The sequence below is a fragment of the Streptomyces hainanensis genome (genome assembly GCF_004348415.1).
Lineage (GTDB): Bacteria > Actinomycetota > Actinomycetes > Streptomycetales > Streptomycetaceae > Streptomyces > Streptomyces hainanensis.
This window is the reverse complement of record NZ_SMKI01000238.1, coordinates 1-11956: the sequence shown is the minus strand read 5'-3', so window position 1 is coordinate 11956 and position 11956 is coordinate 1. Positions and strand designations below refer to the sequence as shown.

14 protein-coding genes and 1 pseudogene are annotated in these 11956 nt (G+C 69.5%); 8 read left to right on the top strand and 7 right to left on the bottom strand.

The annotated features are described in order from the left end of the window. On the bottom strand, window positions 1-441 hold a 441-nt coding region (locus E1283_RS21305), incomplete at its 3' end, for a hypothetical protein (RefSeq protein WP_132819714.1). Between the two features lie 196 nt (window positions 442-637). On the opposite strand from E1283_RS21305, the gene E1283_RS21300 reads away from it, so the two are divergent. Further along, window positions 638-880: a hypothetical protein gene (locus E1283_RS21300; RefSeq protein WP_132819713.1), complete on the top strand. Its 243-nt coding sequence runs from the start codon at window positions 638-640 to the stop codon at window positions 878-880. 226 nt (window positions 881-1106) lie between these two features. On the opposite strand, the gene E1283_RS39950 is transcribed toward E1283_RS21300, so the two are convergent. The 6 genes from E1283_RS39950 to E1283_RS21270 form a co-directional block, all read right to left on the bottom strand. Further along, complete coding sequence (locus tag E1283_RS39950; protein ID WP_132819712.1) at window positions 1107-1859, bottom strand: winged helix-turn-helix transcriptional regulator; 753 nt, start codon at window positions 1857-1859, stop codon at window positions 1107-1109. A 409-nt stretch (window positions 1860-2268) separates the two neighbouring features. After that, complete coding sequence (locus E1283_RS21290; protein ID WP_132819711.1) at window positions 2269-2706, bottom strand: hypothetical protein; 438 nt, start codon at window positions 2704-2706, stop codon at window positions 2269-2271. Window positions 2707-2746: 40 nt separating this feature from the next. After that, window positions 2747-3493 (bottom strand): hypothetical protein, encoded by a 747-nt coding sequence (locus E1283_RS21285; protein WP_132819710.1) that lies wholly within the window; start codon window positions 3491-3493, stop codon window positions 2747-2749. Continuing rightward, entirely contained in the window at window positions 3490-3912 is a 423-nt protein-coding gene (locus E1283_RS21280) for a hypothetical protein (RefSeq protein ID WP_132819709.1), read from the bottom strand. The genes E1283_RS21285 and E1283_RS21280 overlap by 4 nt, the downstream gene beginning before the upstream one ends. Before the next feature lie 5 nt (window positions 3913-3917). Beyond that, window positions 3918-4487 carry a DUF4913 domain-containing protein gene (locus tag E1283_RS21275; protein WP_132819708.1) on the bottom strand — a complete coding sequence of 190 codons (570 nt, stop codon included), beginning with the start codon at window positions 4485-4487 and terminating at the stop codon, window positions 3918-3920. Window positions 4488-4647: 160 nt separating this feature from the next. Further along, a complete protein-coding gene (locus tag E1283_RS21270; protein ID WP_132819707.1) occupies window positions 4648-5412 on the bottom strand; it encodes a DNA-methyltransferase in 765 nt (254 codons plus the stop codon). A 357-nt stretch (window positions 5413-5769) separates the two neighbouring features. On the opposite strand from E1283_RS21270, the gene E1283_RS21265 reads away from it, so the two are divergent. The 7 genes and pseudogenes from E1283_RS21265 to E1283_RS21235 all read left to right on the top strand — a co-directional run. Next, complete coding sequence (locus E1283_RS21265) at window positions 5770-6867, top strand: C40 family peptidase (RefSeq protein ID WP_132819706.1); 1098 nt, start codon at window positions 5770-5772, stop codon at window positions 6865-6867. A gap of 113 nt (window positions 6868-6980) precedes the next feature. Next, window positions 6981-7289 (top strand): DUF6112 family protein, encoded by a 309-nt coding sequence (locus tag E1283_RS21260; protein WP_132819705.1) that lies wholly within the window; start codon window positions 6981-6983, stop codon window positions 7287-7289. 392 nt (window positions 7290-7681) lie between these two features. Beyond that, on the top strand, window positions 7682-8014 hold the full coding sequence (locus E1283_RS21255; protein WP_132819704.1) for a hypothetical protein: 333 nt from the start codon (window positions 7682-7684) through the stop codon (window positions 8012-8014). 42 nt (window positions 8015-8056) lie between these two features. Further along, a complete protein-coding gene (locus E1283_RS21250; protein WP_132819703.1) occupies window positions 8057-9337 on the top strand; it encodes an SCO6881 family protein in 1281 nt (426 codons plus the stop codon). Between the two features lie 56 nt (window positions 9338-9393). Further along, a complete protein-coding gene (locus E1283_RS21245) occupies window positions 9394-10866 on the top strand; it encodes an SCO6880 family protein (RefSeq protein WP_132819702.1) in 1473 nt (490 codons plus the stop codon). A 38-nt stretch (window positions 10867-10904) separates the two neighbouring features. Continuing rightward, complete coding sequence (locus E1283_RS21240) at window positions 10905-11381, top strand: DUF6238 family protein (RefSeq protein WP_132819701.1); 477 nt, start codon at window positions 10905-10907, stop codon at window positions 11379-11381. After that, window positions 11378-11956: pseudogene (locus E1283_RS21235) on the top strand (ATP-binding protein); the annotation flags it as partial. The gene E1283_RS21240 and the pseudogene E1283_RS21235, both read left to right, overlap by 4 nt.

Below are 11956 nucleotides of genomic sequence, written 5' to 3'. Positions count from 1 at the left end.
CGGCAGTGGCAGCCGCCTGGGGAGGGCGAGCGGGTGCTGGTGGCGGCGGAGGAGGTCGGCGTAGCGCTCACGGGCCAGGGTGAGGATGTCGAGCTGTTCGACACGAGTGGTCTTCAACAGCATGGCCAAGATGGTGGCCAGCGCCTTTCCTCGATAGGGCGGTTCGCGCGCGGCTTCGGCCACGATGGCGGTGAGGGCCGCGGCATCGACGTCCCGGCCGCGGGCCGTGCTGTGGCCGGCGTCGGCCAGGATTGCCTCTCCGTAGCCGCTGAGGAGGTCGATCAACGGTTCGCGGGTGTGGAGGAGGTCATCCTCGACCAGTGAGAGTGCCGTGAGCACGGCGGCATGCAGCGTGTTGATGTCGAGCTCAGGGCGGTTGGCGGCGAGTTCGTGCGAGGAACGGGCAACGTCGGTGGCGGGAGGCGTTTGTTCATCGTCCAAGCGGGCCGTCCTCGGGCGGGGAGGGCACGGCGGTTCGCCCTGATGGTCGGGTGGGTGCCGGCTGTTGCTTCGCTGTCTCGGCGATGGCGCGAGTGAGGTGGAGCCCCAGGGCGGAGGTGGTCATGCGGAGCTGGTTGCGCAGGGTGTCCATGTGAGCGGTCGCGGCCTCCAGCCCCATGGTGCGGAAGGCGAGGGTGTGGAGTTCGTCCTCCGTCAGGTGAGCGACGGATGGGCGATCTGCGGGAACGGCGTCGACGAGGCGTTGGAGGCGTGTGGCCAGGTCACGGTGCGCATCGTCCAGGTATCCGGCGATCAGGGCAGTCAGTACGGCCGCTCGGCGAGCTGGCGTGCCTTCCGGACATCCGGCGATGAGATCCTCGGGACCGACTCCGAAGAGCGAGATGAGGTGGCTCGTTCCTGCTGGAGGCGGCGCGGGTGACGTGGTCATGGAGTGCCTGTTCGTGATGGCGGCGCGGCGTGTCGAATATCGGTGCGCGTTGCATGCGTGCTGGTAGCGGAAGGTGGGGGCGCGGCGGGCCCAGGAACCGGAGTGGGACCGGCCGTCGTGATGCTGAGCCGACCGATCTTGACGCGAGGTTCGAGCGTCACGTCCTGTGCGGGCTCGGTACGGGTCACGACCTGCGTGAGATCGCTGCCAGCGAACGTCATCGCGGCCGCCTCCCGGCAAGTGGCCGTGGCATTGGTGCCGGAGTTGTGGGGAGGTGGGAGAAGAGATCGGCGGGTCGATACGGAGGGGTGGCGGTGGGGACGACGGATGCGGGAGCCCGGTGCCGCTGGAAGTCGTCCAGGGCCTCCACGACGTCGCTCAGTGATAGGGCTCGGGGTGTGAGGGAGAGGAGCTCCGCCTTGCCGATTCGATCTCCGGTGGGGGCGATCAGACCGCGGTGACGGAGCATGGCGATGCGGCTGTAGAACGAGCTTGTGGCCATGGGCCAGTCGAGATGCCAGCCGACATCGGTGGCGGTCTGGGGGCCGCGATCAGCGAGGGACTTGCATATGGCGAAGGTGGCGGGCAAGGGGAGGTGGCCGAGGCCTCGTTCGACTTGTTCGGCCCTCGCCACGGGGGCATTGATGCTGAGATGGGCTTGCCACCAGCTGGCGAGCGTCCGGTGGACTGGCTGCAGGCCGTTGGCGGCGTCGCCGAGGCCGTAGTGGACGGACCTGCCGCTGGGGGTTCGGGTGATGAGGCCCTGGCCCCGCAGGCGATTGATGACGCTTGAGGCGGCTGACGGTTGGAGGCCGGGGAGGGCGTTGCAGAGGTCGGTGAGACGCATAGGGCCGTTGTGCTCGAGCGTTTGGAGGACCCACATGCTCCAGCGGGGTTTGAGGGTGCTTGCCGCGAGCTCGGCTCGTTCGATCTGGACGGGGGCGAGAGATTGCCAGCGGTTGATGGACACGGGGTGGGCTCCGGGAACACGGTGAGAAAGAGAGGGACGGGCAGGTGCTGGTGCTGACGGTGGGGTGCGCGCCAGGTCTGCCGAGGGCGGATGGGTGGGCGTGGATGATCGGATGAACCACGCCGAGGTGGCGCTGATGGATGGCTAGTTCGTCGTCGACGCGTTGGGCTCCGCCGGCATGAACGGGCGCGGGCCCGGGACCAGTGCGGTCGTGCAGTGGAGCGAGGGCGATGCTTCGTTCGGCGATCGTCGGAAGCGTGCGCGCCTCCAGGCCGCGATCGAGTGCGGGGTCCGTTGGGCCCGGCGGCTGCTTCGCGAAACACCTGGGTGACGGTGTGACCGAAGCTCTGCTCGACGGCGTCGTCCACGTTGCTTCGCGGGTCCGGCGCGGTCGTGTCTGAGGAGGTGCTCACCGAATCCGCCGAGGGCTCTCGATTGCGCCGCCTGGTGCGGCCAGCGGAGAGTTCAGGCACTGAGGGGTGGGCTTCGCGGAGGCCGGCGTGGTGCCTGTGGTGAAGGTGCTGGTGGGGGCGAGGGCTTCCAGGATGATCATGGCGATGGACTCACGGGCGGCTTGGAGTTGGATGATGCGTTCCGCGAGGCCGGCCATCTCCGTAGCGCGCCGCGGCGTGAGTTCCTCGTCTGTGAGGTAAGGCAGCAGGGCTTCGTCGAATTGGTGGAGAAGGTCCTCGGCCTCGACGAGCTTTCCGTGCCAGGTGATGGCCCTCCGGAGGGCTGGTTCGGACAGCGAGCCCCTCGCGGCCAGTCGATAGAGGTCCTTTGTGGGCCGGCCGAAGCGTCGCTCGAGGCGTTGCTCGACCATGGCCAACAACGTGTCGTTCGCCATGGGGTCGTTCCGTCCGTGGCGTCGTCGGGGAGGGGCGTGTCTAGCGTCGAGGGCCGGATGGCGGCGTCGGAGGCGGAGAGGCCCCCCAGGGAGCAGCTACAGGTGGGGGTTTGGAAGGCTGGTAGGGGATGGGAGGTGGCAGGGGGAGCGCGGGATTGTCGAACCAGGACATCAACCAGGTGTTGGAGTCCTCGATGGTGGTGAAGGCGCCTTCGTGGACCCGGTAGGTGTCCGAGGCGGTGTCCACGGTCTCGAGGAAGATCCGGTACGGCTGGTGGGCGTTGTCGGGGTGCTGGTCGTAGGCCAGCACGCGGATCGACGTGCCGTCCTTGGGGCCGATCGGTTCGTGGAAGTAGCTGCCCAGTACCCGGTAGCGCGAGCCGGAGAGCCGCAGGCGCTCCTCCAGGGCTCGGGTGCTGGCGTCGGCTGGGCTGGGCGAGGATGAGGTACGCCTCAGCACGGTGTGGTTTGCGGGGCAGCCCCGCTCGATCAGCCAGCGTTGGGCGAAGGGCACGGTGGGTTCGTAGGAGTAGCCACAGCGGAAGAGGTCGTGGTGGGAATCCCGGCTGACGTGGATGGCGAGGTACCGCATGTCGCCTGGGTGACCGAAGCTGGCGGACGCGTCGTAGATGATCGAGTAGCTGTGCCGCTGGTCTGGGGTGTGGTGCTCGGCCAGGAGGTGGAAGGAGTCCCGCGCCAGCTCCAGCATGTGGAGGTTCTCAAGCATGATGGGCTCTGCGGGCTGGAGTCCGCCGATGCGGAAGCTGAAGATCTCCTGATCGGTCATCGCGGTATCTCGGTTCGTGGTGAGGGTAGCCAGTGACGGCTGGTCGTCGGTGCTGCGGAGCGGCCGGAGAGTTGCCGCGCGGCGCTGGAAGCCGGTGCGGTGCGGCCGAGGCGGTGGGCTGCCGAGTTGTAGACGGCGTGGCCATCGCGGGGGCCGACGGCGAGTAGGAAGATCTCGCCGGCGTGCGTCGCGTTTGCGGGCGCGGGACGTTCGGCGTAGACGATGCGCCACTCCGCCTTCGGATCGACGTACAGCTTTCGGTGGCCGGTGAGGTCCACCCCGGCTCGAACGCCGAGCCGCGCTCCCCGCTGTTCGCCGTGGACGAGGTCCTGCAACGCGAGGAGGGCCAGGTCCCGAATGCGAGCGGGGGCGGTGCGCAGGTCATCGAGGGCACGCGGATCTGCCGCGAAACCGAACACCGTCCTCACTCCGTGACACCGCCACTCCGCGGCGGCGAGCCGTCCTGGGGCAGGGGCGGAGGCAGGACGCGGTGGGCCGGGCGCTTGGGATGCGTCATGCAGGCGCCGAACGGACCGCTGGGGGAGCGGAGTTGGGTCATCGTGTGGTCGAGAAAGTCCCGGTGCCATACCGCGGGACCACTGGGGCCGGCATCCGGTGCGATGTGCTGTTTCCACGCCATCCACAGCCCGTGCAGCCGCGCGACGGCTTCCGGGTGCTCCGGCCACCAGGGGCACCAAGGGGCCTGGGTGGACACCTCACGCCCGTATGTCGGCAACAACACCTCGTTCACCCACGTCGTCAGACCGCCCAACTCCATGGAGTAGGCCCGGTCACGCCGGCCGACGATGTAGGAGCCGGAGCCCGAAGGTGGCGGTGTGAGTGCGAGCGGCTCGTCGGCCGCGAGTCGGTCGAAGAGTTCGTCATGTGCGGATGTCCGTGCGGTCAGGCGGGCGACCGTGGCGGCCAGCTCCTCCACCTCAGTGTCGGACAGTCGGATCGGCTCAGGCAGTTCGTTGTCGCTTCGGTCGGGCACTATCGTTTACTCCCTTCGCGCGGGCGCGGGGGTGAGCGGGAGCAACACAGGATCCTGATACAACCCGTTTTGGCGTGACCGGAGAAATCTGCTAGTAGCAGGCCTTGGAGCGCTCGCTGCACCGCAAAACGCGCGCTCGATACCGCGAATTGCGGACGAGTCAGTCAGAACCCGGTGCTGCCAGGTCCAGGTCGTCTCGTCCTGTGGAAGCTCGGAGGGCTTCATTGAGCCGCTGGCGCGCGATCTTGATATAGTGAGTGCTGAGTTCGACGCCGATGAAGTCCCGCCTTTCGAGAAGAGCGGCGACTCCGGTGGAACCGGAGCCAGCGCAGAAGTCGAGGACCGTGCCGGCCGGTGGGCACATCTGGACGAGTTGCCGCATGACTTCGACAGGCTTTTGGGTGATGTGCTTTCGGTCTTTCCTCGGCTGGGAGGCGGAGAACAGGCCAGGGAGATATATGGGGTTGCGGTCGGGGTCGACGGGCCCCTTGGTACCCCAGACCACGTATTCGCAATCCTGCTTGATCCGGCCCTTTTGCGGCCGAGAGGCCGGCTTGTGCCAGGTCGCGATTCCGCGCCAGGTCCAGCCGGCGGCCTGGAAGGCGTCTGTGGTGACGGGGAGTTGACGCCAGTCGGTGAAGATCAGCGCCGTGCCGGACGACTTCGTGATGCGGTAGGCCTGGGTGAGGTTCAACGTGAGCCAGTAGCCGTAGGAACGCTGGTCCTTGTTCTCGCCGTCGAAGTCGGCAAGGTCGTGCTGAGCGTCGGCGGAGGTGTACTTGGCCCGGGCGGTGCGGCCCGTTCGTTCCGCGGCTGTGCGCCCTCCGGAGTTGTAGGGCGGATCGGTGATAACACTGTCGGCCGCGTCATCCGGAAGCTCGGACAGAATGCTCAGCGCATCGCCATGATGCAGGGAATACGGCATCGGAAGCGGGATCTCCTTCTCCGCGGAACCAGGGTTCTCGTCGATTGAGGACCAGGGGAAATGGGCGTGGAACTCGCGAGGATAGCCGAACAATCCGGTCGCCCCATCTCGGGGGAGAGCCGCTCCTGGCCAGTTGGCGTGACCGGAAAACGCCCCTACAGTCGAGATGCTTCCTTCCTGAGAGGCGAGGTGCCGGAATGTCGAAGTACGGCAGATTAACAGCGCGGCTGGCTGCCGCATGAAGACTGTGCTTGTCGCCCGGGTGAACTCCCGGGCGACGAAGCGCTATCGCCGTCGCCCATTCCTGCAACGGTTACCCGTCACGGATTTCGCTGGACCTGAGGTCGTGTTTCCCCTGTGAAGAAGACACCAGTCGCCCTGGCGGTCGCGGTCGTCATCTCCCCCGTCCTGTTGGCGGGGTCGGCCGCGATGGCGTTCAACAGCTATGAAGCGGCCGGATGCGCCAGCGTCCCGGAGACGGATGCCGCGGCGGTCGCCGAGCAGGTCCGCGCAGTCCTGGACGGGAACGAGGAGGCCGCCGGCGGATCGGAGCCAGGCCTATCTGATCCGCAGGAGCAGGTGCCCAACGCCCTGGCGATCGTGACCGTGGGCGTCGAGCTGGGAATCCCGGCGCGCGGCCACATCATCGCGTTGGCCACGGCGATGCAGGAGTCCACCCTGCGAAACATCGACTACGGCGACCGGGACAGCCTCGGCCTCTTCCAGCAGCGCCCGTCGCAGGGCTGGGGAAGCCCGGAGGAGATTCTCGACCCGGTCTACTCCGCCACCCGGTTCTACGAGGCGCTTCTCGAAGTATCGGGCTGGGAGGAGTTGCCGCTGACGGTGGCGGCGCAGACCGTGCAGCGCTCGGCTTTCCCGGACGCCTACGCCCGGTGGGAGCCGCTGGCCACCGCGCTGCGCGATGCTCTCGCAGACGTGGCCGGGGCCGACGCCCCGACTGCCGGTAACACCGATTCCGCGTGTTCGAGCGACGAGATCGCCGCTGGCCAACCGATACCCCCAGGCCTCATACCGGCCGGGTATGAGGTGCCCGAGGATGCGCCGGCCCAGGTGCGCGTCGCGATCCGATGGGCAATGCGCCAGCTGGGCACCCCCTACCAGTGGGGCGGGGACTGCACTGACCCCCACGGCTCGAACCCGCGGTGGCGGTGTGACTGTTCCTCGTTGGTGCAGCAGTCCTACGCCGCCGCCGACGTCGCGCTGTCGCGCACGACGTTCACGCAGTTCCGCGAAGGAACCGCCGTGGACATCGGCGCCGTGCGACCGGGGGATCTGATCTTCACCGGACGCGACCCGCAGCGCCCAGACCACGTCGGCCTGGCGATCGGCTCGGGGCTCGTCCTCCACGCGCCCGGCACGGACGACGTGGTGCGCATCGCCTACGTCGACGATTGGGCATCCCAGATCACTCACGTGCGACGCGTCGTTACCTGACGTCGCTGAGTTTCCTCTCCGCTCGCCCGGCTGACCCCTTCGCCCGGCGCTAGCGGCTCCCTTCCCCTTCTTCGTTCTCGCGGGTCACATTCCCCGCCGCAAGGAGTTTCGGCATGCGCACAACCCGCCGCCTCGATGATTTGGCATATGACCCCGGCATATCCCCGGAAGAGGGGGGGCTGCCGGGCCTGGATGTTCTGCGGGACACGATGAGCTCGATCAACTTGTTCGGAATCGTCGCGATCGTCGGTGCCTTGTCGGTGGCCGGCGTCGTGTGGGCCTACGGGCACTTCTCCGCCAGCCATGGCGCGGAGGCGAAGGGCAAGCAGGGCGTGCTGGTGGCCGCCGGGTGCGCGTTGCTGCTGGGGGCCGCCAACGGCATCGTCGCGTTCTTCTCCAACGTCGGATCGCAGGTGGCCTGACCATGCGAACCAGCTTCTCCATCGGCGATACCATGCGAGGCCTGTCCTGGCGGCAGCGCACGGTCATCGGTTTGCTCGTCTTCGTGCTGCTGGTGGCCGGGGCGTGGGCCGTGTCCACCTCGACCCGCACGGGCAGCGGCGCTGAGTCGGCGTCCGCCGCGCCCGATGACGGCAGCAGGTGGCTGGGTGGCGCGTCAGCGCGCCCGACGCCGCGGGACCTTCCGTCCGACCCAGCGGAAGAGGACGCAGACCCGGGGGAGGAGTGGATCCCTCGGACTCCGCCGACCACCGGTGACGCGGTGGTCTACGCGGAGGCAGCCGCGGAAGCGCTGTGGTCCTACGACACTCGGCGTGCGACGCACGGTGAGCGGACCGCGGAGCTGCGGGCCTGGATGACCGGGGAGGAGCCGTACGCCGACTGGGAGTCGGTGGCGGCGCAGATCCCCACGCCCGAGGTGTGGCTGCAGCTGGGGGACAACGAGCAGTACGCCACCGCCCAGAGCGAGTCGGGCCACGTCCCGGCGTCCTTCGAGGAGCAGCTGCGTGCGCGCCCGGATCTGATCACCGAAGCCTACGTGTACGTGGTCACCGTCACGGGCCAGCAGAGCATCCACTGGCGCGACGGCGGCCGAGGCGCTGAAGAACGCACGGTGACCCTCGCCGTCCAGTGCCGCCCTGGCGAGGCGTGCGCCTTGGCCGGCCGGCTGCCGACCGTGGCCTTCTGAAACCGCGATGCCTGGAATGAGCGAAGAAGAAGGGCGGCCGGCATGAGCGTCTGTGACATTCCTCTGGTGGACCGGGTGTGCGATTCGGTCACCGACATGGCCACCGGCACCGCGCAGGCGATGACCGAGGGCATCGGCGCGTGGATCGCCACTTCCATGGGAGACATGGCTGTCTCGGCCGCCGACCTCGCCGCCTCCGCGGTCGACGCCACCACCGCCGTGGACCTGGAAGCGCGGTGGTTCCGCGACAACTACGAACTCCTGCTGCCCATCGGGCTGATCACCACAGTCGGCGCCTTCTGCCTGCACCTGGTCTACGCCGCCTGGCGCCAGGACGGCACGGCGATGCGCCGGGCCCTCACCGGCACGATCAGCGGCATCCTGTTCGCGTTCGTCGTGATCCCGCTGACCATGCTGGGGCTCGGAATCGTCGACGCGCTCTCGGCCGGGTTGTTCGAAGCCGCCGGCACCTCCCTATCCGACGCGGTACGGCGCGTCGTCGACGTCGCCCTGCTCGGCCCGATGTTCGACCTCGGCTGGGCGTTGGCGACGCTGATGGCGATCGGCCTGGCCGTTGGGGCGTTCGCGTTCTGGGGCGTGATGATCCTGCGAAAGGTCGGGATCCTCATCCTCGTCACGCTCGCGGTCTTCGCCGGGGCGGGCGGCGGTTGGGACACCGCGCGCCGCTGGCGCCGGGGATGGATCGAGATCACCGCGACCCTGGTCATCAGCAAGCTGCTCATGACCGTGATCTTCCTGCTCGGTGTTTCCGCGATGGGGGAGAGCGATCCGCAGGGCGACGGACTCGCCGCCCTATCCGACGCTCTCGCCGGCATGGTGGTCATGGCGCTGGTGCTCGTCAGTCCGTTCGCCACCTATCGCTTCGTCCGCTGGGCCAGCGACGGCGGGGGCGAGGACCTCCACCGCAGTGGCACCGCAGGCGTCTCGGCGACCACCCGCTCCGCCCAGCAGGCCGCGGGCGTCGTCGCCCGGGCCAAGACCGGCGGCGTCGCACCACAGGGCACCGGAGGTATGGCGCCACAAGGCCCGGCCGGTTGGTCCGGCTCGCCGGCCGGTGGCATCGTCCCGGCCAACACGACCGGCAGGACCACGGGACGTCATGCCGCCAACGGGCAAGGGGCCGGTTCGCCCGTCGTCAACCCCACAGCCGGTCCGTCCGGCCGGTCCGGCGGGCAGCGCTCGGCATCCACGGGCGGTGGAGCGGTGCCACTGAACAAGCCGCAGACCCAGTTGAAGGCTGCGAACAAGCCTGTTCCGCCACCGCCGCCGACCGGTCCCCGCCCCGAGGGCGACGACGCCTGACCCGCACGCCCTGGCTCCTCACTCCCCTGTACGTCCTCAGAGAGGTTCGCTCAACCATGACGTCCGACAGTTCCGGGGCCGGCGCGCCGCCGGTCGTGAAGTTCCCGCACCGCTCGCGCCGCGGAATCCTGCTGGGCATGAGTGCGATGCAACTGGTGACCGTCGGCCTCGGACTCGTGTTGGCGATGGGCGCGCTCACCAGCGGCGGCCTCGTTCTCGCATTCCAACTCGCGCCGGCCTGGGGTCTGTTGGCTTGCCTGATATGGGGCCGGAGGGGCGGGATTCCGCTGGCCGACTGGCTGCCGGTGCTGGCCCGCTACGGGCTACGGCGTATCCAGGGCCAGCTCGTGTGGTTGGCCAGGCCCGCCACGCGCCCGACCCCAGCCGGACTGCTCCACCTGCCTGGCGCCACCGGCTCGTTGCGCGTGATCACCGCGCCGTCCGGGTATTACGCCGCCGTCCACGACCCCCACGCCCGCACCCTCACCGTGGTGGTGCGGGTGGCGTCCAGGGCTTTCGCTCTCCTGGACCCGGCCACGCAGAACGCGCACGTCCACGGCTGGGGCCGGGCGTTGGCGGCGCTGGGCCGCACCGGCCACATCCGAAGCGTCCAGGTGCTCGAGCGCACCGTGCCTGACTCCGGCGACGCCCTGGTACGGCACTTCACCGAGCACGGCCGGCCCCAGGCCGGTGTCGCCGCCGACGTCTACCGCGACCTGGTGGAGGCCGCCGGGCCCGCCGCCGCCCCACACGAGTCCTACGTCGCGCTCGCATTCGACCTCAAAGCCGCCCGCCGGCTGATCAACCAGGCCGGCGGCGGCCTGAGCGGAGCGTTCATGGTGCTCGGCCAGCTGGTGGCCTCCTTCAACCAGGCCGCCCGAGAGGCCGGCATCTACGCCCTGGGCTGGCTGGACGCGCAGGAGATCGCCGCCGTCATCCGCACCGCCTACGACCCCAAGGCGCTACCCGCCCTCCAACGGTGGGCTCCCACCATCACCGCGCGAGCCGCCCCCGCCGCCGCCGGCCCGGTGGTACAAATCGAGGAACCTCGCCTCATCCGCACCGACACCGCGGTGCACTGCACCTACTGGATCGAGAACTGGCCCCGCACCGAGACCTCGCCCGGCTTCCTCCACCAGGTCATGTTCACCTCTGGTGTACGGCGAAGCGTCAGCCTCACCTACCGGCCCGCCTCGATCGACGCCGCGCTGCGTGACGTCCAGCGCCGCAAGGCCGGCATCGTCGCCGAGGCAGCCGAGCGGCAGCGCCGCGGGCGAGTGGACTCCGAGGCCCACTCCATGGAGTACGCCGACGTCCAAGAGCGGGAACGGCAGCTGATCGCCGGCCACGCCGATGTCGCGTTCACCGGCCTGGTGACCGTCTCGGCTGACACCACCGAGACCCTGCACGCCGCCTGCGCTCAGATCGAGACGGCCGCCGTCTCCGCCCAGATCGATCTGCGGCGTCTGACCTACCGGCAGGCCGAGGCGTTCACCGCGGCGGCCCTCCCACTGGCCCTCGCGGCGTGACTCCCTCTCCCCTCCCGTGCTGGAAGGCGCCGATTCCCATGCCCGTATCCTCATCCGAACCGGTGGCCTACCTGCGCGCTGCGACGGCTGGCATCCGCCACCACATCCGCCAAGCCGCGGCGCTCATCGGGCCCGCCGGACGCCACGAACTCGACACCCTGCACGCCCACCTGGCCGTCCTGCACCGACTCTTCGACGAACTCGTCGCCCGCAGCGTCGCGGAGGCGCCCGCCGAGGGCGCGCATCTGCAGGCGGCCCGCATCCGTGTCTGGCAGGCGGCCGCCCTCACTCACGACGCCTTCCACGCCGCGCCCCCCGCCACCCCTGGCCAGCTACCCATCGCGGGGCACTGTCAGGACCTCGGATGCGAAGCCCCCGCCGGCACACTGTTGACGATCTGCCAGCGCCACCTCGCCAGCGGCGCGACGGTGCGGCTCCGCACCACGCCCGCTGATCTGCGCAGCCCCGTCCACGGCCACGTCTCCTACCCCCGGGACCGCGAGGAGACGCCGTGAACGGGAGCCGCAACACCAGCGCCACCGGCCTCTACCTGCCCCGGGATGTCTCACGCCGTGACCGCGCCGCCGCCCGGCGCCAGCTTCGCGAGGCCCACCGGCAAGCCCACGCCCACACGGCGCCCACCCGCTCGCTACGCGTGGCCGCCGATCCCGAGCTCGCCCCCGTCTATCCGGCGGGTGGCCGGCCTGGGCCGGCCTCCGCCCGCGGCCGCCATCTTCATCTCCCCGCGCACCGCATCACCACCCAGCTCGCCGCAGGCGCCTACCCCTTCCTCGCCGAAGGCGGACTCGGCGCCGACGGCATCTACATCGGCCGCGATGTCCACGCCGAAGCCTCCTTCTGCTTCGACCCTTTCCGCCTCTACGGGACCCTGGACGGCTTCACCAACCCCAACGTGCTGCTCGCCGGCGTGATCGGCACCGGCAAGTCGGCTCTCGCGAAGTCGATCGCTCTCCGCGGCATCGCCTTCGGGTACCGCGTCTACGTCCCCTGCGACCCCAAGGGCGAATGGACCCCCCTCGCCCGAGCCCTCGGCGGCGCCACCATCGCGCTCGGCCCCGGCCTCCCCGGA